The 24,780-nt window shown below is 54.3% G+C and carries 22 protein-coding genes; 14 read left to right on the plus strand and 8 right to left on the minus strand.

The features are described 5' to 3' along the window. The first annotated feature begins 314 nt into the window (after positions 1-314). The 4 genes from QCD69_RS02000 (at position 315) to QCD69_RS02015 (ending at position 6,850) form a co-directional block, all read left to right on the plus strand. Positions 315-1,865, plus strand: coding sequence for a pyridoxal phosphate-dependent decarboxylase family protein (locus QCD69_RS02000; RefSeq protein WP_301250819.1), 1,551 nt, complete (start codon positions 315-317; stop codon positions 1,863-1,865). Positions 1,866-1,875: 10 nt separating this feature from the next. Then, a complete protein-coding gene (locus QCD69_RS02005; protein ID WP_253454157.1) occupies positions 1,876-3,168 on the plus strand; it encodes a lysine N(6)-hydroxylase/L-ornithine N(5)-oxygenase family protein in 1,293 nt (430 codons plus the stop codon). 1 nt (position 3,169) lies between these two features. Continuing rightward, on the plus strand, positions 3,170-5,527 hold the full coding sequence (locus QCD69_RS02010; RefSeq protein ID WP_301250820.1) for a GNAT family N-acetyltransferase: 2,358 nt from the start codon (positions 3,170-3,172) through the stop codon (positions 5,525-5,527). Between the two features lie 90 nt (positions 5,528-5,617). Continuing rightward, positions 5,618-6,850, plus strand: a complete 1,233-nt coding sequence (locus tag QCD69_RS02015) for an MFS transporter (protein ID WP_253454161.1) — start codon at positions 5,618-5,620, stop codon at positions 6,848-6,850. Between the two features lie 676 nt (positions 6,851-7,526). Here the strand turns inward: QCD69_RS02015 and QCD69_RS02020 are convergent. Both QCD69_RS02020 and QCD69_RS02025 read right to left on the minus strand, forming a co-directional pair. Then, positions 7,527-7,886, minus strand: coding sequence for a DUF6404 family protein (locus tag QCD69_RS02020; protein ID WP_301250821.1), 360 nt, complete (start codon positions 7,884-7,886; stop codon positions 7,527-7,529). Between the two features lie 318 nt (positions 7,887-8,204). Next, the gene (locus QCD69_RS02025; RefSeq protein ID WP_253454164.1) at positions 8,205-9,143 is read right to left on the minus strand and encodes an ABC transporter substrate-binding protein; all 939 of its coding nucleotides are present in this window, start codon (positions 9,141-9,143) and stop codon (positions 8,205-8,207) included. A 565-nt stretch (positions 9,144-9,708) separates the two neighbouring features. Here QCD69_RS02025 and QCD69_RS02030 point away from each other — a divergent pair. Next, positions 9,709-9,843 carry a hypothetical protein gene (locus QCD69_RS02030; protein WP_301250822.1) on the plus strand — a complete coding sequence of 45 codons (135 nt, stop codon included), beginning with the start codon at positions 9,709-9,711 and terminating at the stop codon, positions 9,841-9,843. A gap of 1,276 nt (positions 9,844-11,119) precedes the next feature. Here QCD69_RS02030 and QCD69_RS02035 read toward each other — a convergent pair. Together QCD69_RS02035 and QCD69_RS02040 are read right to left on the minus strand one after the other, a co-directional pair. Continuing rightward, positions 11,120-12,142 carry an LLM class flavin-dependent oxidoreductase gene (locus QCD69_RS02035; RefSeq protein ID WP_301250823.1) on the minus strand — a complete coding sequence of 341 codons (1,023 nt, stop codon included), beginning with the start codon at positions 12,140-12,142 and terminating at the stop codon, positions 11,120-11,122. A gap of 86 nt (positions 12,143-12,228) precedes the next feature. Further along, positions 12,229-12,621: a cupin domain-containing protein gene (locus QCD69_RS02040; protein WP_253454168.1), complete on the minus strand. Its 393-nt coding sequence runs from the start codon at positions 12,619-12,621 to the stop codon at positions 12,229-12,231. A 249-nt stretch (positions 12,622-12,870) separates the two neighbouring features. Between QCD69_RS02040 and QCD69_RS02045 the strand changes: the two genes are divergently transcribed. Then, a complete protein-coding gene (locus QCD69_RS02045; protein ID WP_301250824.1) occupies positions 12,871-13,656 on the plus strand; it encodes an OBAP family protein in 786 nt (261 codons plus the stop codon). A 49-nt stretch (positions 13,657-13,705) separates the two neighbouring features. Here the strand turns inward: QCD69_RS02045 and QCD69_RS02050 are convergent, their stop codons facing one another. Further along, positions 13,706-14,674, minus strand: coding sequence for a UV damage endonuclease UvsE (locus QCD69_RS02050; protein WP_253454171.1), 969 nt, complete (start codon positions 14,672-14,674; stop codon positions 13,706-13,708). Between QCD69_RS02050 and QCD69_RS02055 the strand changes: the two genes are divergently transcribed. From QCD69_RS02055 to QCD69_RS02065, 3 genes are all read left to right on the plus strand, one after another. Further along, positions 14,607-14,897 (plus strand): hypothetical protein, encoded by a 291-nt coding sequence (locus QCD69_RS02055; RefSeq protein WP_253461307.1) that lies wholly within the window; start codon positions 14,607-14,609, stop codon positions 14,895-14,897. The two genes, QCD69_RS02050 and QCD69_RS02055, sit on opposite strands and share 68 nt — an antisense overlap. A 156-nt stretch (positions 14,898-15,053) precedes the next feature. After that, on the plus strand, positions 15,054-15,281 hold the full coding sequence (locus QCD69_RS02060) for a helix-turn-helix domain-containing protein (RefSeq protein ID WP_253454173.1): 228 nt from the start codon (positions 15,054-15,056) through the stop codon (positions 15,279-15,281). Positions 15,282-15,491: 210 nt separating this feature from the next. After that, complete coding sequence (locus QCD69_RS02065) at positions 15,492-17,312, plus strand: glycoside hydrolase family 15 protein (protein WP_253454175.1); 1,821 nt, start codon at positions 15,492-15,494, stop codon at positions 17,310-17,312. A 76-nt stretch (positions 17,313-17,388) separates the two neighbouring features. On the opposite strand, the gene QCD69_RS02070 is transcribed toward QCD69_RS02065, so the two are convergent. Next, on the minus strand, positions 17,389-17,784 hold the full coding sequence (locus QCD69_RS02070) for an Exc2 family lipoprotein (protein WP_301250826.1): 396 nt from the start codon (positions 17,782-17,784) through the stop codon (positions 17,389-17,391). Positions 17,785-18,021: 237 nt separating this feature from the next. On the opposite strand from QCD69_RS02070, the gene QCD69_RS02075 reads away from it, so the two are divergent. Then, positions 18,022-18,975, plus strand: a complete 954-nt coding sequence (locus QCD69_RS02075) for an aliphatic sulfonate ABC transporter substrate-binding protein (RefSeq protein WP_253454179.1) — start codon at positions 18,022-18,024, stop codon at positions 18,973-18,975. 39 nt (positions 18,976-19,014) lie between these two features. On the opposite strand, the gene QCD69_RS02080 is transcribed toward QCD69_RS02075, so the two are convergent. Beyond that, on the minus strand, positions 19,015-20,340 hold the full coding sequence (locus tag QCD69_RS02080; RefSeq protein WP_301250828.1) for an LLM class flavin-dependent oxidoreductase: 1,326 nt from the start codon (positions 20,338-20,340) through the stop codon (positions 19,015-19,017). A 9-nt stretch (positions 20,341-20,349) separates the two neighbouring features. Further along, positions 20,350-21,327 (minus strand): MsnO8 family LLM class oxidoreductase, encoded by a 978-nt coding sequence (locus QCD69_RS02085; RefSeq protein ID WP_301250830.1) that lies wholly within the window; start codon positions 21,325-21,327, stop codon positions 20,350-20,352. 205 nt (positions 21,328-21,532) lie between these two features. Here QCD69_RS02085 and QCD69_RS02090 point away from each other — a divergent pair, with 205 nt between their 5' ends. Genes QCD69_RS02090 through QCD69_RS02105 form a run of 4 tightly spaced genes read left to right on the plus strand, consistent with a single transcriptional unit; the run spans position 21,533 to position 24,755 of the window. Then, positions 21,533-22,456 carry an ABC transporter substrate-binding protein gene (locus QCD69_RS02090; protein ID WP_301250832.1) on the plus strand — a complete coding sequence of 308 codons (924 nt, stop codon included), beginning with the start codon at positions 21,533-21,535 and terminating at the stop codon, positions 22,454-22,456. Between the two features lie 15 nt (positions 22,457-22,471). Then, a complete protein-coding gene (locus tag QCD69_RS02095; protein WP_301250834.1) occupies positions 22,472-22,981 on the plus strand; it encodes a GNAT family N-acetyltransferase in 510 nt (169 codons plus the stop codon). A 9-nt stretch (positions 22,982-22,990) separates the two neighbouring features. Then, complete coding sequence (locus QCD69_RS02100; RefSeq protein WP_253454189.1) at positions 22,991-23,944, plus strand: amino acid ABC transporter permease; 954 nt, start codon at positions 22,991-22,993, stop codon at positions 23,942-23,944. Further along, positions 23,928-24,755 (plus strand): amino acid ABC transporter ATP-binding protein, encoded by an 828-nt coding sequence (locus tag QCD69_RS02105; RefSeq protein WP_253454190.1) that lies wholly within the window; start codon positions 23,928-23,930, stop codon positions 24,753-24,755. Before QCD69_RS02100 ends, QCD69_RS02105 begins: the two co-directional genes overlap by 17 nt. Positions 24,756-24,780: the final 25 nt, after the last annotated feature.

Consider the following 24,780-nt stretch of genomic DNA (forward strand, 5'->3'; position numbering starts at 1 on the left):
TCTTTTGCCGCCGCTTAATGTGATTTGCATCACACTTTTAGCATCAGATAGTGAGACGGGTGATTTGTACCGCCAAAAATGTTGAATGATAATGATTGTTATTTATAATCGCATTCAAACAAAATCTGTTAACAGTAATTTAACCTATGGGTTGCACGCGGGATATTGTCTTTACAACGAGTAAGCATGACTCCCTGTTTTTTAAGGTGTTTCTCCTTTTTGCATCTCTTGATTTTTATTGGAATTTTCGAGCTGGTAATCCTGCCTGGTTAACCCAGGCAGAGTCTTTGCGTCTTAAAGTACAGGAACTAAATATGGTCTTACGCTCATTCGCTCAATCAGTCCCCTCTTCTGCTGTCGGTGATGTTAGCAGCCCTGAAAAATACATTTTCAATAACCAGCAGCTGCCTGCCTGGAATCAGCAAACCCAGGACGTGCTGGCGCTAATGTCCAGAACACTGGAGGCCGTTGAGAAGCCATTTAGCGGCATCCTTCCCCATGAGCTGGCCACAGCGTTCAGCGAGGTCGATTTGGATCGCCCGCTGGGCAGTAACGAAGAGGCGCTGGCAGAGCTTAGCCAGCTCTACCTCCGTGACGCTGTCTGGTTCCATCATCCTAAATACCTGGCGCATCTCAACTGTCCGCTGGTCATGCCTTCTCTTATGGCTGAGCAGATCATGGCCGCCGTAAACAGCTCGGTAGATACCTGGGATCAAAGCGCAGGCGGCACGCTGATTGAGCAAAAAGTTATTGACTGGACTTTGGGCCGTATTGGCCTGCCTGCTGAATCGGATGGGATTTTTACCAGCGGCGGCACCCAGTCTAATTTGATGGCCATGCTACTGGCACGAGACAGCTGGTGTGAAGCCCATCATCCCGGCCACCTTATTAAACAGCGGGGGCTGCCTGAAGATGCTGCTAAGTGGCGAGTATTCACTTCAAAACTCAGCCATTTCAGCATTCAAAAGTCGATGGCGATCCTTGGATTGGGTTATGACGCCGTTATCCCCGTTGATTACGATGCACATTACCGCATGGACGCGAAACAGCTTGAACAGGAGATCCTGCGCTGCCATGAACAGGGATTAATCCCGATCGCCGTTGTTGCCACCAGCGGCACCACCGATTTTGGCAGTATCGATCCGCTTCAGCAGATAGCGGGCCTTTGCCAACATCACGGCTTATGGATGCATGTTGACGCTGCCTATGGCTGCGGCCTGCTGGTATCAGAAAATCATCGCCACCGCCTGAACGGTATTGAACAGGCCGACTCGGTGACCGTCGACTATCACAAATCGTTCTTTCAAAGCGTCAGCTGCGGCGCTTTCTTCGTGCGTAACCGCAAACATCTGAAGCACGTTACCCACCATGCTGACTACCTTAATCCGTTAAGCGCCCAGCAGGAAGGCACGCCAAACCTGGTCAATAAAAGCATTCAGACTACGCGTCGTTTCGATGCCCTGAAGATGTGGCTGACGCTGCGCATCATGGGGCCGCGCATGCTGGGCGAAGCTTTCGACAGCATTATCAACCTGACGCAAATCGCCCATCAGCTGCTGAACCAACATCCCGCTATCGAGGTGCTCCATGCGCCTGAGTTGACCACGCAGATTTTCCGCTACGTTCCCGAGTCAGCGATGAGCGAGGCACAAATTGATGACATTAATGTAGCGATTCGTAAGGCGCTGTTCCGTTCCGGAAATGCCGTCGTTGCCGGTACCAAAGTAGAAGGACGTCAGTATCTGAAATTTACCCTGTTAAATCCCACCACCACCCCTGCTGACCTCGAAGACGTGGTCAGCCTGATTGCGTATTACGGGCGGGAGCAGATGCGGCTTTCTCTATTGACCCCGGCAAACCAGTGAGAGCGTTAAAATGAATAAGACTGTTTACGATTTTATCGGTATTGGTATTGGCCCTTTCAACCTGGGGCTGGCCTGTCTTAGTGAACCGGTTGAAGGCCTGAACGGCTTCTTCCTCGATCGGAATCCTGGATTTGACTGGCACACCGGCATGATGCTGGAAAACGCGCATTTGCAAACGCCCTTTATGGCCGATCTGGTGACCCTGGCCGATCCTACCAGCCCTTACAGTTTGCTTAACTACATGAAGGAAAAAGGAAAGATATACTCATTCTATATTCGGGAAGACTTCTTCCTGATGCGCAAAGAGTATAATCAGTACTGCCAGTGGGCCTGTTCGCGACTCAGCAATCTGCGCTGGAATACGCATGTTGATTATGTCAGCTACGACGAAGAAACGGGCGCCTACCGTATTTCCGCCACCGATACCCGCAGCGGCACACGGCATGAATGGTTCGCGCGCCGTCTGATCCTTGGCACGGGCCCTACCGCCTGGTTACCCGAATGCAGTATTCCGCACCGCCAGCGCCTTACGCATTCCAGCGAATATCTGCTGAACAAAGCAGAGCTGCAGAAAAAACGTTCGATAACCGTGTTGGGCAGCGGACAGAGCGCCGCAGAAATTTATTACGATCTGCTCACTGAAATCGATCGCTTTGGTTACCAGCTCAACTGGATCACCCGCGCGCCGCGTTTTTATCCGCTGGAATATACCAAACTGACGCTGGAGATGACCTCGCCTGAATGGGTGGACTATTTCCATGATTTGCCGCCGGGCAAGCGCGACGAACTGAATGCCCGCCATAAGAACCTCTATAAAGGTATCAACAGCAGTCTTATCAACGACATTTACGATCTGCTGTACATCAAGCAGCTTGACGGCGAACTGGACGTGAATCTGTTTACCCACTCGGCGCTGACGGATATGCGCTGGCTGCCGCAGGGAGAATTCGAACTATCGCTGCATCAGCAGGAGCAGGATTGCACATTTACCCGGCGCACCGAAGGGTTGGTTGTGGCTACCGGCTATCAGTATCGTCCGCCGGCGTTTCTTGAAGGCGTGACTCAGCGTCTGCGCTGGGATGAAAAGGGTCGTTATGATGTTCAGCGCAACTACAGTATCGATAAGCATAACCAGATCTTTGTGCAGAACGCCGAGCTTCATACCCATGGGTTCGTAACGCCCGATCTGGGTATGGCCTGCTATCGCAACTCGGTTTTGCTGCGTGAGCTGACCGGGCGAGAAGTCTATCCGATCGAACGGCAAATTGCCTTCCAGACCTTTCCTGCACAAACGGAGCGATAACATGTCATCGCCTACAATTTTTAGCGCCGACCGTCCGGCCGGCACGTTCAGCCTCCGGCCTATGCGCGCAGAAGACGCTGTGTTGATCCATAGCTGGGTTACGCGTGAATATGCGCGCTTCTGGGGGATGCAGACACATAGCCCTGAGCAGGTTGCCGCTTTTTACCAGGATTTAACGTCCTCCGATCCGCACGCAGCGCTGATCGGCTGTTGCGACGATCGGCCTGTGTTCCTGATCGAATGCTACCGCGCCAGCGACGATGAGGTAGGTAAGTTTTATCCTGCCGCGCCGGACGACTATGGCATGCATATTTTGATCGCCCCTGCCAGCCAGCCGGTCAGGGATTTCAGCTGGCAGGTTTTCACCCTGGTGATGGATTACATGTTCAGCCGACCGGAAGTGAACCGCGTAGTGGTTGAGCCAGACGTACGTAACGACAAAATTCATGTGCTAAACAAGCGTGCGGGTTTTCGTTATCAGCAAACCATTGATATGGCACACAAAACAGCCTGGCTGGCCTTTTGCCAGCGGGAAGATTACCAACACGCTCTACTGCAGGAACAGCTGAATATGACCACTGAAACGACCTCACTGCTGAACGGCGCTCATCTGACGTGCGATAACTGGACCCAGGCTAACCGTTTGCTGATCCGCAAAGCTATTGCCGAATTTGCTCATGAAAAAATCGTAACGCCTGTTGAAACGGGTGATTGCCGCTATATGTTGTCCGTACCGGGAAGCGAATTAACTTATCATTTCCGGGCGATGCGCCTTGCGCTGGATCATTGGGAAATTGAGGTTGAGTCGCTGAGCAAACAGGAGAATGGTCGTGCTCTGCCGCTGGATGCGCTGCAGTTTATCGTTGAGTTTAACCAACAGATTGGCATCCCACAGGCGCTGCTGGCAACATATATGGAAGAGATTAGCAGCACGCTGTGCAGCAGCGTTTTCAAGCTACAAAAAAACCAGCCTGACAGTCAGGCGCTGGTAAAAGCGGATTTCCAGACTGTTGAAGCCTCCATGACCGAAGGTCATCCCTGCTTTGTTGCCAACAATGGCCGTATTGGCTTTGATGCCCGTGACTATCTTGCTTTTGCGCCAGAGGCCGCTACGCCTGTCAGGCTCATCTGGGTAGCGGTTCACCAACGCAATGCCCATTTCTCCAGCCTGAGCAACCTGAGCTACGAGCAGCTGATGCGCGATGAGCTGGGGGAAAAAACCGTGGAGCACTTTACCCAGCAACTGATTAAAAAAGGGCTGTCGGCTGATGAATACATTTTCATGCCCGTTCATCCATGGCAGTGGCAAAACAAGTTGCTGACCGTTTTTGCGGCAGATATTGCGAATAACGATATTGTCTATCTGGGCAGCGGCGACGATAGCTATCAGGCCCAGCAGTCTATTCGCACTTTCTTTAATCGTAGCCAGCCCGGCAAACGTTATGTTAAAACGGCTTTGTCCGTGCTTAATATGGGTTTTATGCGCGGCCTGTCGCCTTACTATATGGCTACCACGCCAGCGATTAACGAGTGGCTGGAAAAGCTGGTTGTCGGTGATGCATGGCTGCAACGCTGCGATTTTCGCATCCTGCGTGAAGTGGCGGCAGTGGGTTATCACAACCGCTATTACGAGCAGGCTATCAAGGGCGATTCCGCTTATAAAAAGATGTTTGCCGCGCTGTGGAGGGATAACCCGGCCGCCAGCCTGAAGCCCGGCCAGCGTCTGATGACTATGGCGTCTTTCCTGCACAGAGACCATCATCAGCAAGCCCTGCTGCCGGCACTGATAGCCGATTCCGGTTTACCGGCTAAAGAGTGGGTATCACGCTATCTGACCTGCTATCTCAGCCCCCTTCTGCACTGCTTTTATCAGTACGATTTGGTATTTATGCCGCACGGCGAAAACCTGATTATGCTGTTAGAAAACAATGTTCCGGTTAGCGCCTGTATGAAAGATATCGGCGAAGAAATTGCCGTAATGGATCCCGATGCGGTTCTCCCTGACAAGGTACAGCGACTGGCGGTGGACGTGCCGGAAAACCTCAAACTGTTATCGATCTTTACGGATGTTTTTGACTGCATCTTCCGCTTTATCAGTGCGATCCTGCATGAATCGGGCACCTTGCCGGAGGAAGAATTCTGGCAGGCAGTGGCACAGTGCGTTAAAGACTATCAACAGGCACATCCTCAATTCGCAGAGAAATTTTCTCGCTACGACATGTTTGCGCCGGAGTTTACCCGCTCCTGTCTGAATCGTCTGCAGTTGGCAAATAATCAACAGATGATCAATCTCTCCGATCCGGCTGAAAATCTTAAATTTGCCGGAACGCTGATCAACCCGATAGCGCGCTGGCGTTAACGACCCCATTGTTTGCCTTAACAAAAACTTTACTGACGCGACCGCTCTGGCGGCCGCGTTTTCCTTTTTTTATTCCGGGACAGTATACAGATGGCTCTTTATCACCCCCTATCGCAGTTGACTCGCCGACACCTGATTTTCCCGCTGTCGCTGGTGTTATTTGAGTTTGCAACCTATATAGCCCACGACATGATCCAGCCCGGCATGCTGCTGGTCACCCAGGAATTTGCCGTCGGCCCTGAGTGGGTCTCCACCTCACTGACTGCCTATCTTATCGGAGGCCTGATGCTGCAATGGCTGCTCGGGCCGCTTTCCGATCGGGTTGGGCGCCGTCCGGTATTACTCTCCGGCGTGGCTTTTTTTATGCTCACCTGTGTGGCTACGCATTGGGTACAAAGCATTGAACAATTTGTGTTACTGCGCTTTCTGCAGGGAATTAGCCTGTGTTTTATCGGCTCGGTCGGCTACGCCGCCGTACAGGAAGCGTTTAATGAATCACTCAGCGTGAAGATAATGGCATTGATGGCAAACGTCGCTTTACTGGCGCCGTTAGCCGGGCCGCTGGCAGGCGCTGCTTTTCTCTCGGTGGGCGACTGGCGCACTATGTTCTGGCTGTTTGGCGGCCTGTCGGCGATTGCGCTGGTCGGACTGTGGCAGGCTATGCCTGAAACCGCTGGCGACAAAGGAACACCGCTCTCGCTGAAGTCGATTGGTAAAGGCTATTTTGCGCTTCTGCAAGATCGTCAGGTGATGAGCGGATCCCTGGCAATAGGGTTAGTGACTATCCCTTGTCTTTCGTGGGTGGCTTTATCACCAGTGATCCTTATTCATGATAGCGGGCTTAGCCGCATGGGGTATGCGCTGCTGCAACTGCCGGTCTTTATGGCCATGATTGCCGGCAATTTCACGCTAAGCCGACTTGCCAGCCGTGTATCTATTGCGCAGCCGCTGCGCCTGGGTGCCTGGCCTGTCGTCAGCGGGTTAGCCATGGCGGCGGTCGCCACCACCCTTAACGAGCACAGCTACCTGTGGCTGACGGCCGGGCTAAGCATTTACGGTTTCGGGACTGGTCTGGTCAGCGCCGGGCTTTACCGCATGACGCTGTTTTCCAGCAGCGCCGGAAAAGGGAGCGTGGCGGCAATGGTTGGCATGGTCACTATCCTGGTTTTTGCTCTGGGAATTGAAGCCGCAAAGGCCTCTTACTTCAGCGTCGGCAGCCGAGGATTCAGTCTGGTAAACCTTACCTGCGGCCTGCTGTGGCTGGGGCTGGTACTGGCATTTCTCCGCGAAAATCAGCGTCGACAGTCGGTGGTTCGCCCGTAATAAATACCGGCAACGGCGCGGCTTTCTCAACCTTCCCGCCGGTTGCCAGGACGAATCGATCGGCGCTTTGTTCGGGATCGACCAGAGCAAAGTGCCGATCGACTGGGCATCGCCGCATAAAATAAAATCGCTTTTCACGTGTAGCCAAAGCGTTGCGATATTCGTTAACGGCGTCATTCTGAACACATACAGCTGCGATCCTTTCTTACTAAATTCATATAATGGGCATTATATAAACCCAGGAAAGCAGGCGATCCGCCTGAAGAAGAATAATGGGATCCAGGGCGATCGGGATCGGGCTATTTTATAAGCATCAGGATCGATAAAAACGATCGCGCTATGTAAATTCTGCAGCATATTACCCCTGCACATCCCACAGAATTCACGTAGCGCAACCAGATTAGAATTGCCGGAAAAATGTACGGTTCAGGACAGATCCGTCATCGAAACGCCGATAATTTAATCAGGGCAACAAAGCTTCCCCGCCGGTGTCGTTTGAACAGGACGGCTGGGAAAGCATTTTCAGGAAGGCGATTTTTGATGAGCCGTTCGCGAGTACGGCCTGACAGAGGAAAATAAATGAGGCTCAGCCGGGCAAAAATGCTGGGGGAACGCGATGCGCCCTGTCGCCTGGATTTGGCGGAAAGGCGCAATCACGTTTCCCTCACCCACGCCGCTATATCTGTTCCCATTCAGGCAGGTGGTTAGCTTTCTTTCGCCACAGCTGAAAAACGGACATCACAAGGCTAAACAACAGGCCTGCGCTCAGTATGGTTATGGAAGCAGAGAGTAAATCCACATACTGTGCTTTCCAGAACACAAACCACATCACGATCCCCCAGAATGGCGTATAGACAATCGTAAAGCTGAATAAATTAGTCATGAAAGGCGATAAAGGCGGCGGCGCCACCTTGAAGCCAAGGTTCCACAAAAGACGATGGCACGGCGGAGCGTAAGTGCTGTGCCACATCCCTTTCGCCCTCATCATTGCAAAGGCACGCCTTTTTTTTCCATCGAAAATCGGGGAGCTTTTCATAATAAATCCCTGGAATTTTTGTTGTTATTTGAGTGTAACAGTTTCCGAAAGGAATGATTTCTTATTAGCACCGTTTTACTGAAACAGACAGTTAAACCATGTCAAAAGGCATAACGCCGGAGAATATCGCGTACTCAGCGGGCTGGCAGCCGACACAATGTGCATCAGGGAGGATGATTTACCGCGGATGACAGGAATTTATCAGTATAAGCGTGAAACCATTAAAGCGCCCGTTCAGGCACTATGATTATTACGCTGTTTACTGCTCCGCACCATGCCACGGCAGAAGTAAGCACCGGCCGAAAAATATCGGCAAGCTTAACGCTGACCGGCCTCTACGGTTATGCCCCGATAAAAGGTCGGCTCAACCCGTAGCGGCCTGGCGATCAGCCCCTGCTGCTGATAAAAATCGGCCGTTGCCTGCTGCTGAGCCACCGTTTGGGGATCGATAGCCTGCCAGTGTGCTTTCCTGCGGCTGAATGAGAGTTTTACCGCCTGCTGAGGAAAACCGATAATATGGGCCAGCGTTGCCGAATAGCCGTCAATATTGTTGTAGGCCAGCTGCTCAGCATGGGCCAGAAGATTCACATACTGCTGTAATGCCTGGCGTTTTTCCGCATTGCCGAGCGCGCTGTCGGTAGCAGCCAGAAAACTGTTACCTGCGATCAATCCCTGGCCATTAACCAGTACGCGGCCGATGCCGGAGGTTTCCGCCAGCGCGGTATAAGGATCCCACGTTGCCCAGGCATCTATCGCGCCGCTGGCCAGGGCGATTTTCGCGTCGCCAGGCGTAAGATAACGAAAGCGCACGTCTTCTGCCTTAATCCCTGCCTGTGCCAGCGCTTTCAACGCCACGAAATGGCCAATAGAGCCTCGCCCCGTTCCGATACTTTTTCCTTTAAGATCGGCCGCGCTGTGCAGCGTAGAATCCTTATTAACCACGATAGCTGTTCCAATTGGGTCAGATTTATCTACGGCGATAGCCTTTACCTGCGAGCCAGCCGCTATGGAAAATAACAGCGGCGCGTCGCCGATAATACCTGCATCTACCGCGCCGGCATTAAGCGCTTCCGCCAGCGGCGCGGCGGCCGGGAATTCCGCCCATTCAATATGGAAAGGCAGGTTTTTAAGCAAGCCGGAGGCCTCAAGCTGCGCGCGCATATTGCCTTTCTGATCGGCAATTCTTAATGTAGTCACGCCATCAGCATAAACCGACCCGCTTACGGCCAATGCCAGCAATACTATTAAATTTTTCATCTCATCTTTTTCCCTGTCAGAAATCGTTCTAAGTATTTACCTAAGCCAAAATAAGATTAATCCCGCAGAGTACCGATACGCCGCGCAAAAAATCTTATTCTCACTGCCAGATTCAGATGAAAGCATCTTATTGTTTTTTGCCTGATAAATCCGACCGAAACTTATAACAATACTTCCATTACATTACTGAATAATAACTTTTATCAAAATTTACCTACGATAAGGTGCCGCTCCCCAGGCTTATCCTGGGCGTATGCACAAATCGTAAAAAGTCAGCCATAGCTATTTTATCCATATACGGGTGTTTTGGAGTAGTAAAGCTTTCTCAAGAAGGCTTTAAGCGTATTTAGCCATTAAATTCAAAAAGATACTATAAGCCTGGCCATACTTATCAACTGGTCGAATTTTCGACCACACCATACGCTTGCTGGCCACTTTTATCCACAGAAAATGGGGATTACCTGTGCATAAAAAAGTATAAATCGCTCTGAAAAGCGCTACCGTTGCGGTGAAACGCCCTAATTCTGTTGATAATTTTTGCGAAACGCCGCCTCAGGCGTAAAAAATGAGCATCGCCAGGCAGCAAAAGTTCAGGGAGAAAGAGAAAGCGGCCATGCAGGCGCTGTGCCTGACGCTCGGGCGATTTATCTACAGCAATAAAAAACGCTGTAGCCAGCGGCCATCCAGTAGTTCGTCTTGAAGTTGTCCCTGGCTCAGCCTGATAAAAACGCAGCATACGGCTAAAAATGGCCCCCTTTGTTTTATTAGCCAACCGGCCGCAGGCTGTAAAACTACCATTACTTACCAATAAATGATCATTCCGTTTTTTTACGGACTATGTTACAGCAAGAATTATCTTTAAATAAAAGGTGTTAATATTTTATTTTACTGAGAAAGGCTAATGAAAATAAAATTTGAAAAGTCTCTTATAAACACAGATAAAATAAGCGCAGCAGGAAAATTCTTTTGATTTTAATCAAATGCAACGCTGTTTCTTATTTACCACCTACGTGGCGATCTTCATTGCAGCGTCTTTAAATTCCACCGCTTTATCAATCAGCATGGTTTATGCATGAGGTGATATGTTTTTCACTACGAAAATTTTTCTCATAATTAAAATACTCCGCTAAGATAGTTTTCTTTTACGGTAGCCGCTCTCTTTCTTATAGAAATTATTTCCCGTGAATGACGCTAAATGATTTTTCCGATGATTTACGATCCCCTGTCAGACAGCCTCTTTTGCTGGATGGCATGCCCTCCGATCACCTACCTAAACCTGGTTAACATCTCGCTGTCGCGCGCGTTCTCTCCCCTGCCCTGTCCTTAAGGATCCTTCAGGCTTGTCTGCCCGGAAGGCTTATGGGTAAGCAAAAGAAGCGCATTAAGCCTCTGCTAAGCGCCAGCTGCTCGGTGTCTATTTGGGGTTATTGATATTGAAAATAAATGTATGTTGTAACTATTTTAGGTAACTCAGCCAGCTTACAAACCATAAGATGAACCGGCAAAGCAGAAAGGCACGCTCTGTAGCGGCTAAAAGCCGTACGACGGGATTGCCAGTTTTCGATGGAAAAAAGCGTGCCTTTGCAAGGATGAGAGCGAAAAGGATGCGGCACAGCACTTAGCAACAAGGTTGTATTGCGCGTAATAAGGTAGAGAAGTGCCATACAGGCGAGACAAAAGGGAAAACGTTATGGCCCATCGTTTACTGAGAAAGTTCGGCATTGGGTTGATTTTATTTTGCCCGGCTCATGTGCCACCGGCTATTTATTATTCTTTGGATATCTGTCTTTAACTATTACCTTCCCTGCCAGGTTTAAGCGAAAAATTTTTGTGATACAGCCATTGGCATAGCTGAAATACGTTTAAATGGAGGTGCTGACCGTCGCCACAGCCAGCACCTTTTCTGCGCTTAAAAGGATTACTTTTCCGTCGCTAACAGCGCTGCCTTTAACCGGCCAGGTTGCCCTGGCTCAATGCTACCGCCAACCCAGCTCCGGGGCGACATATTTAAGGATTGCTTCCAGCACGTGCGTGCAATATGCCACGCCAAGCTGATTAGGGATGGTCAGCAGCAACGTATCCGCCTCGGCAATCGCTTCATCCTTCGCCAGCTGGGCAATCAGCTTCTCCGGTTCGGCGGCATAGCTGCGCCCGAAGATGGCACGCGTTTTTTCATCCAGGTAGCCAATCTGATCGCCACCCTGCCCGCTGCTGCCAAACCAGGCACGATCCTGTTCGCTGACCAACGCAAAAATACTGCGGCTGACCGAAACGCGCGGTTCGCGCTGATGACCCGCTTCCCGCCAGGCGGCGCGATAGGCACGGATCTGTTTTGCCTGCTGAATATGGAAAGGCTCGCCGGTTTCGTCATCTTTTAGCGTCGAGCTTTGCAGGTTCATCCCCAGCTTCGCGGCCCAAACCGCCGTGGCGTCCGAACCCGACCCCCACCAGATCCGTTCACGCAGCCCGGAGGAAAAAGGTTCAGGCCGCAGCAGTCCCGGCGGATTAGGAAACATCGGCTGCGGATTAGGTTTTGCAAACCCTTCGCCCTTCAACACTTCCAGCAGCGCCTCGGTATGGCGCCGCCCCATATCAGCATCGCTTTCGCCCTCCTGCGGGCCATAGCCGAAGTAGCGCCAGCCTTCAATGACCTGTTCCGGTGAGCCGCGGCTGAGGCCCAACTGCAAACGCCCGCCGCTGATTAAATCGGCCACGCCGGCGTCTTCCGCCATATAAAGCGGGTTCTCGTAGCGCATATCAATAACGCCGGTACCAATTTCAATTTTATTGGTACGGGCCGCAACGGCCGCCAGCAGCGGAAACGGCGCGCTAAGCTGGCGGGCAAAGTGGTGCACGCGAAAATAGGCGCCGTCGGCGCCCAGCTCTTCTGCGGCTACCGCCAGATCGATAGATTGCAGCAGCGCATCTGCTGCCGATCGGGTGGCCGACTGTGCAGAGGGCGTCCAGTGACCGAAAGAGAGAAACCCAATTTTTTTCATAGCATAATGACCTTTAGCGGCGCGCATCTGGCGCGTTGAAACCGTCATACTAACGCTGAAGCCTGGGCTTGTCTGCCGTCAACCGGTTAAAACTCCGCAGGCTCGCCGGGCAACGGCTCCGACAGCGGCTGTCCCTCTGCGCCCGCGTAGAAGATCACCAGCTCAGCGGCTTCGTCGGTGGTATAGCCGCGATGAATATCGCCCGTTGCCTCATTCAGCGCTTCGCCAGCCTTTACCTGATGCGTTCTGCCGCTCTCTTTATCTTCAATGGTCAGCTGGCCAGAGAGCAAATAAGCCATATTTGGCATCGGATGCGAATGCCAGGGCAGCGACGTATGCGGCGGAATAGTCATCTTCATTACCGTAAGCTGGGGTTTACCGGCGGGATAAGCGGTATAGGGCGTACCGTTCCAGGCTTCGCTGGTTTGAAGCAGTTCGGTCGTCTGGATCGTTGCTGAATCATTCTTTTGGTCAGTCAAGGTGGCCTCCTTTATAAAATAGCGTCCTCCTGTTTAACTTAGTAGAAGATCGGCCGCCGTGTCACAAAGGAGATGCCGCGAGCTGATTTCAGGCAGAAAAGTGGCGGGTAAAGGACGCCGGGCCTCACGCTGGTGAAGAAACATTGCCGGAACAACGACGTTGCGAAATGACCGTTACCTGCCAGGCTTTTACTGACATTTTGTATCAGCATTAAACAATTTCAGACACTTTCAAGTTACGGAGACAAAATGAAAGGAACCCTGCCTCTGATCGCCCTGCTGCTGTGCGGCTGCGGCGCGCACAATTCGCCCTCGCAAGTTACCAGCCCTGGCGCCCCGACCTCGACGGAAAAAAAGCTGCTGGATACCGGCGCGGCAGCGATGCAGTCCCGCCCGCCCATTGACGCTATTAACGCTTATCTGGACGGCTTTCATTTCTATAACGGCGACCACAATGGACAGATGGAGGCGCACCATTACGTCACCATTCTCAACGACGACGTGATGCAGGCGGTAATTTACGATGGCAACACGCGCGACGCCAAGCTGATGGGCGTGGAATATATTATCAGCGAAAGACTGTTTAAAACGCTGCCGCCGGAAGAGAAAAAGTATTGGCACAGCCATCAGTATGAGGTGAAATCCGGCACGCTGATCGCGCCTGGCCTGCCGCCGCTGGCGGAAAAAGCGCTGATGTCGCGTATCGTTAATACCTACGGCAAAACCTGGCATACCTGGCATACCGATCGTGATAAAACGCTGCCGTTGGGCATTCCGGCGCTGATGATGGGCTTTACCGCCGACGGCCAGATGGATCCGCGTTTGCTGATCGATCGCGACAAAAGATTCGACGTGGACACGAAGAAAATCAGAGAGTCACGCAAAGATATCATTGCGCATCCGGCAGCGGCAGGCGCCAACGCCTGGGAACATGGCGATACCGTCCAGCTGAAAAGCGTCAAGGGCGGCGGCGATATTGCTCATGGCGAAACCCATTTTACCACCTCAGAGCAGACCCGCAGCGGCAAGCTCTAGGCAAGGCGGGAAACGGAACATGTGCGCCATCGCGCATGTTCCGCGCTCGCTAATCCTGTTCTTTGTCCTGCCCTGCGTAGTTAAACAGCCGATCCCTCGCCAGGTTCTTCATTTTTACTTCGCACATGATATCGAACTCTTTGAACGATAAAGCCCAGTCGTTCAGCGTATCGTTAAAATAATAGTCGGAGTGCGCCCGCAGCTTAGTTCTTGCCACGCCTAACTCTTCCTGATTTGGCCAGCCGTGTGGCGGAATGATACCTTCCTGCGAAATCGAATAGTGCAGCACCGGCCTGACGCCGCGCCAGGAGGCTTTAATCTGCGCGATACGCGGATCGTCGGGCTGGATAAATTCGTTCTCTTTTACCCAATGGTGATGAATATCCAGCACGATGGGACAGAGCTCTTTCGCCTGAAGCACGTCATCCAGCGAACAGGAAATCTCATCGTTTTCCACCGTCAGCATGTTTTTCGCTTCCGGGCTGAGGCGGTGAAACGCGGTTTGAAATCCCTCAAAACCGCCCTTGCCGTTCATATGGATATTGATTTTAAAATCCTGGAAGGTTTTGCCATAGCCCATCAGCTTCGCGCACAGCGTGTGATATTCCACGTCTTCAATGGCGCGTTCCACCACCAGTGGATTATCTGACGCCAGCACGGAATATTGTCCCGGATGAAAAGAGAGGCGGATATGATGGGCCCGGGCGAAATCGCCGCATTTCGCCAGCGCCGAATGCAGTTCCGGTAAATAGTCCTGATACAGCTCGTTCGCTTCCGGCACCGTAAACAGAGGCAGCAGATCGCTTCCCAGCCGCATCATACGTAGCGCTTCCGGCTCTTTCGCCAGCGCTTCCAGCGTCAGGTAAAGATTGCTGAGATTATGCTGCGATATTTCGCTGATTAGCGCCAGCCGCGCTGCTTTATCCAGGCTCAAAAATCGGGTGCGCGTGGTGGCTCTTAATGGAAAAGGCTGTTTTGCCTCAGCATTAAAATATTTACAAGCAAAGCCCAGTTTCATGATTACTCCTGTTGAGACACCAGAACTGAGTGTAACAACTCAGGAAGAATTGTGGGGCGGCAGGCTGCCAGCCGCGCGGTTTTTCAACAATATTAGGAAAGCAGGAACGCCAGAAGGAGCATTAATAAGCAAGTCGCTGCCCAACCTGCCGTCTGATTCACTGTTACGGCATTCTGAAACCGACTGTCAGCCGGATCTCGACCGCAATGGCAAGCAGCATTAAAAATTATCAAGGCGGAGAACAGGCAATAGTAGCGGCCCGGCCAGGCAGATGGCGAACACCAGGAATAGTCTTAAATGAAATTTAATGCTGTTAAATCAGAATGTTATTATATAGATTCAGGATGGATCCCAGCCTGAATTTGCCGGAGAAAACACTTTGCATGACGGTCTGTTAATTAGCGTCGGCGAACGGGTACGTCTGTTCCGCAAACGCAAGCAGCTAAGTCAGATTGCCCTGAGCGAGCGTAGCGGCATCGATCGTACTTATCTTAGCGATATTGAAAACGGCAAGCGTAATATCAGTTTGCTTACCCTGAATAATCTGGCTCTGGCGCTCGATGTGCCGATTGAAATGCTGGTTTCTCGCCCGCCAGTGACGCTTTAATAACCAACACGCCTGCGTCATGCTATTTGCGGCCGCGCTTATTACGCTATTTTCCCCAATGTTGCCGCCCGGGCGCCGTCATGCCGGGCGCTTTGCCTGCGCAAGCTGAAAACTTATCTATACTTTTCAATCCAGAGCCTGATGTCATTCGGTGAGCCATCATCGTTTTATGGCTCAGGCCGTCTATATATTCTGAACAAGGGACGTCGAGTGAAAAATAAAACCTACCGCTCTCCCGTGCGTAAAGAGGGTTTTGCCGGTCTCGGCGACTATGCGGCTATCGGCGAGGGGCGCTCCGTGGCGCTGATCGCGCCCGATGGCGCCATCGACTGGTGGTGCGCGCCCAATCTGGACTCGCCGCCGCTGTTCGATCGCATCCTCGATCCCGGTATCGGCGGTTTTTTCCAGCTGGAGCCTGAAGGCAGCTACCGCGTCGAGCGGCGTTATCGCGAGGAGAGCAACGTCCTTGAAACGCTATACAGCACAGAAAGCGGATCGGTTCGCCTTACCGAATCGCTGAACAGCTCGCTGGCGGGCCGTCTGCCGTGGAGCGAGCTGGCGCGACGTGTGGAAGGCGTTGAAGGCGAAGTCGTGCTGAACCTGCGCCTTAAGCTGGGCACGATGGCGGAAAGCCGCTCGCCGTGGGTAGCGGATACCCATCACGGCGCGGTTTTTCATATCGGCGATCTGATGACCATGCTGCGCACCAGCGAAGACGTAACGATTAGCTGGCTGTGCGATGAAGCGGTCGAAGGACGCCTGGTCACCTCTCCCGGTTCGCATTCGCTGATAGCGCTGCTGGCGAGTGAAAAAGAGCCGTTAGCCGTGCCGGATCTCGCGGCGATCGACGACAGGATTGAAACCAGTCATACCGCCTGGCGCGACTGGGTCAACCACCTTTCTTATCAGGGGCTGTTCTCACCGCACGTTAAGCGTTCCGCGCTGTCGCTAAAATTTCTCTGGTACTCGCCAACTGGCGCGCTGGCGGCTGCGGCGACGTCATCCTTACCCGAAGGCTTTGGCGGCGAGAAGAACTACGACTATCGCTACGCCTGGGTGCGCGACGCCTGCCTGATCATTAAATCCTTCGTCTACCTGGGGGCGCTGGAAGATTGTAAGGCCGCTTTCTCCTGGCTGACGCACACCATTATTCGCCACGGCGTTAAGCTGCGCGCCTGCTATACCCTGGACGGTAGTCTGGTGCCGGAAGAGCGTTACCTGCCGCTCAGGGGCTATGAAGATTCACAACCCGTGCGCGTGGGTAATAATGCCCGCGATCAGGTACAGCTCAGCATGTATGGCGATATGCTCTCTACCGCCCGGCTGTTTATCCAGGCGGGCCACGTGCTGGATATTGCTACCTCACGAATGCTTGGCGAACTGGCCAACTGCTGTGCCGACAGCTGGCGGCAAAAGGATTCGGGGATCTGGGAGCTGCCCGACGAACAGCACTACACCCACTCCAAAATGGCCTGCTGGCTGGCGCTGGATCAGGCCGTCGCGATGGCCGAAGGCAAACATATCGAACCTACCTGGGTCGGCCGCTGGGAGCGCGAGCGCGATCGTATTCGCGACTGGATCGAAGAGCACTGCTGGTCGGAGAGCCGCCAGGCCTATCTGTTCTATGTCGGCTGCGAAGACAGGCTGGACGCCTCGCTGGCGCTGATGCACCATTATGGCAACAGCGTCAATCCCGAACGCATGCTGAAAACTTATGACGCCATCCGCCGTGAGCTGGGCCACAACAGCGCCATGCTGTATCGCTACAGCGGCGTGGAGCAGGAAGAAAGCACCTTTGTGGCCTGCTCTTTCTGGCTGGTGGAAGCCTGCGCTTCAATGGGGGATACAAAACGCGCGGAGGCTTCCATGCATGAAATTCTGGAAAGCCTGTGCGACAGAGGCAACGTAGAAATCTTTAACGAGATGTTTGACGTCAGAACCGCCAGCTGGCGCGGCAACCTGCCGCAGGGGCTGAGCCATCTGGCGCTGGTCTGCGCGGCCCAGGCATTAACCGAAGCCAAAGGCGAATAAAAAAAGGTTAAGGCAAGGATGGCTCGCCCGTGGCCATCCTTGCCGCCATGCGCTGGCTTACCTGATTGACGCAGCGCTAAGGCCTCCCTTCATAGCCATCCCGATAGGTCGCTGCCAGCGCATCCGCCAGGATCTTACGCTCTTTTTCTGGCCGATCGGCCAGGTAGGTCTGACCAAGAAAAGTATGGGTAACGGCCTCATCCGGCAGGTTTTCAGGCTTGAGCAGACAGGCGGCTTTTTCTTCCATTTGCGCTTTACTTAAGCCGGCAGCCCTGTCCTTTACGCCTGCCTGATAAACAGCCTGAAAGCCGGGCCGCATCACGCGGATGGAGTCGGCCAGCAGCATACGCGTATTAGGATCGAAATTGGCGTCCGCAATTTGATGGACGGCATGGGTGGTATGGCGTTCTACGCTGCCCTGAGGCGCGCAGGCACAAAGCAGCAGCGCCAGCGCGCTGACTAATCTTTTCATCTTTTTCATCCCTGTTTTAACTGATTGCTATTTCCCTGAATATTGCCGGGTAAATTTTGCACAATCCGTGTCTGGCATGCAAGCCATCACGATCGAAAGCTGTGACCTGTTTCCATTTTTTACCCCAGCCGCCTTCAATGCCAATATGTTTTTTCATGCTAAGGACAGTAGATTTACTCGCTAAGCGCTGCGTAACCAATTTGCTATGGTGCGCTGATGACTTTTACGGGGAAAACCATGAAAAATTATCTTGTTAGCAGCCTTGCCGCGCTGGTTCTGGCGGCCACTTCACAGCAGGCGCTGGCGGCAAGCCAGCCGGAAACGGTCAATATCGGCTATCAGAAAGCGAATATTTTCGCGCTGCTGAAATATCGCGGCACGCTGGACGACGAATTTAAAAAACAGGGCATTCAGGTACGCTGGGTGGAATTTCCGGCCGGGCCGCAAATGCTGGAAGGACTGAACGTCGGCAGCATCGATCTGGCCGCAACGGGCGACGCGCCGCCCGCCTTTGCTCAGGCCGCACAGGCCGAACTGGTCTATCTGGGCCACTCGCTCGCTAACCCTAAAACCGAAGCCATTGTGGTGCCGCAGGCTTCTTCCATTAAAAATGTCGCCGATCTGAAAGGCAAACGCGTGGCGCTGAACAAGGGCTCGGACGTTAACTATCTGCTGATTACCGCGCTGGAAAAAGCCGGGCTGAGCTATAAGGATATCAAGCCGGTTTACCTGCCGCCTGCCGATGCCCGCGCCGCCTTCCAGCGTGGCGCAGTGGACGCCTGGGTTATCTGGGATCCTTACCTGGCGGAAGTAGAGACTAACGCCAGCGCCAGAATAGTGCAAAACGCGGAAGGACTGGTGCCGCATTACACCTTCTATCTGGCCAGCCGTAAATTTGCGGAAGCGCACCCGCAAACGGCGGAAAAAGTGCTGGGCGAATTGGGCAAGCTCAGCGACTGGGCTAACGGCCATCCCGAAGAAACGGCGAAGATCCTCTCATCCTCAACCGGCCTGCCGCAGCCGATCTGGCAAAAAGCCCTCGCCAGAATGCCTTTTGGCGCGCAAAGGATGACGCCGGAAGTGTTCAGTCAGCAGCAGGCGCTGGCCGATAAATTCACGCAGATTGGCCTGCTGCCGGTGAAGGTGGAAGTCAGCAGCGCCACCTGGACGCTGGATAAGAAACCACAGTAGGCCCGGACACGGGCGGCACGACGCCGCCCGTCATCAATCTTATTGGTTTTCAACCAGCTCCGGCACCGGCTCAGCGTAACGATTGACTTTAAACGGCAGCCCCAGCCTGCCGCGCAGCGTGGTTTCGTCAGAAGGCTGCCAGTAGCCGCGCGCCGCCAGTATCGGCAGCACATCACGCGTGATATCGCGTAGCGACTCCACCAGCACCGGGCCGCTGAGGATAAAACCGCTCGCGCCGCCCTTTTCTACCCATGCAATCAGCGCGTCGGCCACCTGCTGCGGCGTACCGAAGAATTCGCCGCGCGGCAGCGTGGTTTCATAAGCTACCTGACGCAGCGTCAGTTGCTCTTCCCGTGCCCGATGCTTGATGCTGTCGGTAGTGGAACGGAAGCTGTTCTGCCCCAGCTCGCCAACGTCCGGGAAAGGCCCGTCCGGATCGTACTGGCTGAAATCATGATGCTCAAAGAAGCGACCCAGATAGGCCAGCGCATCGTCGAGGGAAAGCAGCGACAGCAAATGCTGATATTTCGCTTCGGCCTCTTCCGGCGTTTTGCCAATAATGGGGCTGATGCCGGGAAAGATAGCTACCGGATCGCGCCCGTTAGCGGCAACGCTGGCCTGTAGCTTCCGCGAATAGCTCTGCGCTTCCGCAAGCGTGCGCGCGTTGGTGAATACCGCATCGGCGGATTTTCCGGCCAGGCCGATGCCGGTATCGGACGCGCCCGCCTGGAAAATCACCGGCTGCCCCTGCGGCGAACGCTGAATATTCAGCGGCCCGGCTACCGAGAAAAATTTGCCCTGGTGATTCAGCCTGTGCAGTTTGGCCGCGTCAAAAAAAACGCCGCTGTCGCGATCGCGCACGAAGGCGTCGTCCTCCCAGGAGTCCCATAATCCCTGCACTACGTTGATATATTCCTCGGCAATCTCGTAGCGCAGCGAGTGCGCCGGATGCGCTTTACCGAAGTTCTGCGCCGAGCCTTCCAGCGGCGAGGTCACCACGTTCCAGCCGGCCCGGCCGCCGCTGATATTATCCAGCGTCGCCAGCTGACGGGCAACGGTGAAAGGATCGCTGTACGAAGTAGAAATCGTGCCCGCCAGCCCAATTCGCTGCGTGACCGCGGCCAGCGCCGACAGCAGCGCCACGGGCTCGAAGCGATTAAGGAAATGCGGCAGCGACTTCTCGTTGATGTGCAGCCCGTCGGCGACGAAAAGGAAATCGAACCCTGCCGCCTCCGCCTGCTGTGCCAGATCGGTAAAGTAGCGGAAGTTTACGCTGGCATCGGCCGGCGCGCTGGCATGACGCCATGCATTCATATGGCCGCCCGCGCCGTGCAGCATCAGGCCGAATTTGATGTGGGTGCTCATACGATCTCCTTAATGCTGGCCCGCCAGCAGAGTAATGGAACGCAGACGCCGCGCGGGATTGCTTAGCGGCGTATGCAGAATAAATTCGTCGACCTTAAGGCTTTGCTGTAACGCGGCCAGCCGCTGGTGGATAACGTCGGCGGTGCCGTGCAGCACGTTCAGCGCCTGCTTTTCAATACGGTAATCCGCCGCGCCCGCCTGCTGGACAAAAGCCAGCGCCTGCGCTTCGCTGCCGACGGTCACGTGCCGTTCGCCAAGCGTGACGCGATAGTTATGCTGTTCGGCCAGTAGCGAAGCCGCTTCCTCAGTGGTGTCGGCCGCCAGCGCCGCCAGGCTGATCAGCGCCTTACCCTGCTGCGCGTACTCGTGAAAGGTCAGCACCGCTTCCCGCATCGCCTGCTCAGAGGCGTTAATAAAACCGGCATAGACAAAGTTCCATCCCAGATGCGCGGCCAGCCGGGCGCTTTCCGCACTGGCACCCAGCAGAAAGCGCGACGGCGAGTGTGATGGCGCCGGCAGCGCTCTGGCGGCTTCACCGCTGGCCGGTTCGGTCACGGCGTCAAGATAGCGGGTTAACTGCGCCAGCAGCGCGGGAAAATCCTTTTGCCCTGCCAGTTCACCCTGCAAAGCTTTGGTGGAAAGCGGCAACCCGCCCGGCGCTTTGCCAACGCCTAAATCGACGCGCCCGGTTGCCAGCGAAGCCAGCAAATGAAAATTTTCCGCCACCTTGTAAGGACTGTAGTGTTGCAGCATCACGCCGCCGGAGCCGATGCGTAACCGGCTGGTGTGGGCCAGAAGCCAGGCTATCAGCACTTCCGGCGAGCTGCCCGCCAGGCGCTCGTTGTCGTGATGTTCAGACACCCACAGCCGGTGGTAGCCCAGCCGCTCCGCCGTGCGGGCAAAGGCAAGCGTCGCCGCCAGCGCGGCCTGCGGCGTTTGCCCTTCGTCCACCGGGCTTTGATCTAAAAGACTTAACTGATAAGACATAATTTATTCTCTCTGAATACTTTCAGCGAGAATTCCATATAAAAACGGCGACGCTAAATATTAATTACAGCTTAGCTTTTGCATAATAATGAAATTATTACGGCTCACGGGAAAAGATTATTTCCCGCTATCTTTATTTGTTTTTGTTGTTTTACTTGCCCTGCCGCATCCTGAATAGTGCAGAAAAACAAAACGCAGGGATAAAATGATGAATAGCAACCGCTTAAGCGCGCTGGCGCTGCTGCTGGGCCTGAGCCTGAGCGCCCAGGCCGCGCCGGGAATAGATTTAATCGCTAATGAAAAGCCGGTGCATACGCCGTTAAACCCTCAGGCGGCTTCGCTGATCCCGGCTAATTATAAATTTGTTACGCCCGGCACATTGACGGTGGCTACGGCAGTGTTGGGCAGCGCGCCGCCGTTCGGCCTGTTTGCCCGCGATAATAAAACGGTTATCGGCAGCGAAGCGGATATAGCACGACTGGTTGCCGATGGGCTGGGATTAAAATTAAAAATCGTTCCGGCTTCCTGGGAAGACTGGCCGCTGGGCGTCGCCTCCGGGAAATATGACGCGGCGATTTACAATATAACCGTGACTAAAGAACGCAAAGCGCGGTTTGACTTCGCGACCTATCGTCAGGACACGCTGGGCTTCTACGTCAAAAGCAGCAGTAAAATCAGCAAAATTGACGCCGCGCCGGATATTGCCGGCAAACGTATTATCGTGGGCTCCGGCACCAATCAGGAAGCCATCCTGCTGCAGTGGGATAAAGAAAATCAGGCGAAAGGCCTGCCCGCTATGCAGCCGCTTTACGTGACCGACGATGCCGCCGCCACGCTGGCGATCCAGTCCGGCCGCGCCGACGCCACTTTCGGCCCTAACGTTACCGGCGCCTATAAAGCCAAACTGACCGGCACCACCAGGCTGGTCGGCGTGGTGGCCGGCGGCTGGCCTAAAACCGCCAATATCGCCGTGACGCTGAAAAAAGGCAGCGGGCTGGTGGAAGCCGTACAGGCTTCACTCAACGGCGCCATCGCCAGCGGCAGCTATTTACAGGTGCTGGATCGCTGGGGCGAGAGCATCGAAAAAATCGACCATTCCGAGATTAACCCGCCGGGTTTAGGCGACTGAGTACGGGAGCACGCCATGATTGAAGAAACCTTTATCCATACCACGCCGGACGATCCGCGAATTGAGCCGATTATCGACGGGCTGTTCGCCGAATACCGCGCCCGCTACGGCGACTATTTTGGCGAGCAGGAAGAAGAGCCGCCGGGAATTTATGCACCGCCCGACGGGGCGTTTATCGTACTGCTGCGCCATGAAACGCCGATAGCGATGGGGGCCTTCAAGCGTTACAACGTCACGACTGCAGAGCTGAAGCGTATCTGGACGCACAGCAGTATGCGGCGTCAGGGCCTGGCGCAGAAGGTTCTGCTGGAGCTGGAGCGGCTGGCGGCGCTGCAGGGATATGACGCGCTGTATCTGACCACCGGCTTTCGTCAGCCGGAAGCGGTCAGGCTCTATCTGTCGCAGGGTTATCAGCCGCAGTTCGATCCGGCGGTCGATCCCGAACGCTATGCGCTGCCGCCCTTTGACGGCCGCCTGCCCTTTACCAAAACGCTGCTCAGCCAGCCTGTCCGACGCAGCGCCTGAGGAGTGACCATGAAAAACCCGGATGCTGGCTGGCGTGACAACGCCGACGCGCCGAACGATGTCGTCCTGAAAGTTGTGCCTGCCCGCTACCCGTGGCGCATGGCGGGCGCAGCGTTCGCGCTCTTTATTATTACCGGCGTGGTGCAGTCCATTGCCACCAATCCGCGCTGGGAGTGGGGAGTATTTGCGCAGTGGTTTTTCGATCCGGCCATTTTAAACGGGCTGGGGAAAACGCTGCTGCTGACCCTGCTGGGCACGCTGTTCGGCTCGATTCTCGGCACCGGCCTGGCGCTGGCGCGGCTCGCCAGGTCCTGGCTGCTGAACGCGCTGGCGTGGAGCTATATCTGGCTGTTCCGCTCGCTGCCCCTGCTGCTGGTGCTGATTATTCTTTATAACTTCGCTTATTTGTATGACAGCCTGTCGCTGGGCGTGCCTTTCACCTCCATCACCTTCTTTACCCACGCCACCACCGATCTGCTGGATCAGTTTTCGGTAGCGGTGCTGGGGCTGTCGCTGGTGCAGGCCGCCTATACCGCCGAGATCATTCGCGGCGGCATCGTCGGCGTCGATCAGGGCCAGCACGAAGCCGCCGCCGCGCTGGGCCTGCCGCCGTATCGCCGCACCTTCCGTATTATTTTGCCACAGGCGCTGCGCGCTATTCTGCCAACCGGCTTCAACGAGGTGATTAGCCTGGCGAAAGGCACCTCTATCGTTTACGTGCTGTCGATGCCGGAACTGTTTTATACCGTGCAGGTTATTTATAACCGCACGCAGCAGGTCATCCCGCTGCTAATGGTGGCGAGCGTCTGGTATCTGTGCATCACCACCGTCCTGTCGGTGTTGCAACACTTTGTCGAAAACTATTTTGCGCGCGGCGTGGTGCGGCAGAGGCGCCCCGCCCGCTTAACGCTGTTCCGTCGTTCGGCAACGCTTAAGGAGAGTTCTGATGTCAGAAGCGCTTGAACTAAATCGCGACGAGAATGCCGCCAGCTGGCGCGATCGCCCGCAAACCCAGGCCGGAAAAATTGAGATCGCCAATATCAGTAAAAGCTACGGCGCCTTTAAAGCGTTGGATGATGTCAGCCTGACTATCGAACCCGGCACCGTCACCGTGATCCTCGGGCCATCCGGCTCCGGCAAGTCGACGCTTTTGCGCACCATTAACCATCTGGAACGCGTCGATAAAGGCTTTATTCAGATCGACGGCGACTACGTAGGCTATCGCCGCAGGGGCGATAAGCTGTACGAGCTGAAGGAAAAAGCGATTCTGAAACAACGCATTCAGGTCGGTTACGTATTCCAGAACTTTAACCTGTTTCCGCATATGACCGTGCTGGACAACATTATTGAAGCGCCCATCGTGCATGGTTTGCTGAAGCGCCGCGAGGCAATTGAGCGGGCTTACGAGCTGCTGGATACGGTCGGCCTGCGCGAAAAGGCGCACGCCTGGCCCCGACAGCTTTCCGGCGGCCAGCAGCAGCGCATCGCCATTGCCCGCGCGCTGGCGCTGAACCCAAAGGTGATGCTGTTTGACGAGCCGACCTCCGCGCTGGATCCTGAGCTGGTGGGCGAAGTGCTGGAAGTGATTAACAGGCTGGCACGCTCGGGCGTTACCCTGGTAGTGGTAACGCATGAGATAGGCTTTGCGCGGCAGGTCGCCGATCGCGTGGTGTTTATGGTGGATGGCAAAATTGTCGAAAGTGGCAGCGCCGAGCGGGTGCTGAATCGCCCTGTTCATCAGCGTACCCGCCGCTTTCTGGAAAAAGTACTGTAGGCGAAAGGCAAATATCCTTTTTCTT

This window comes from Erwinia sp. PsM31 (assembly GCF_030433775.1).
GTDB classification, from domain to species: Bacteria; Pseudomonadota; Gammaproteobacteria; order Enterobacterales; family Enterobacteriaceae; genus Erwinia; species Erwinia aeris.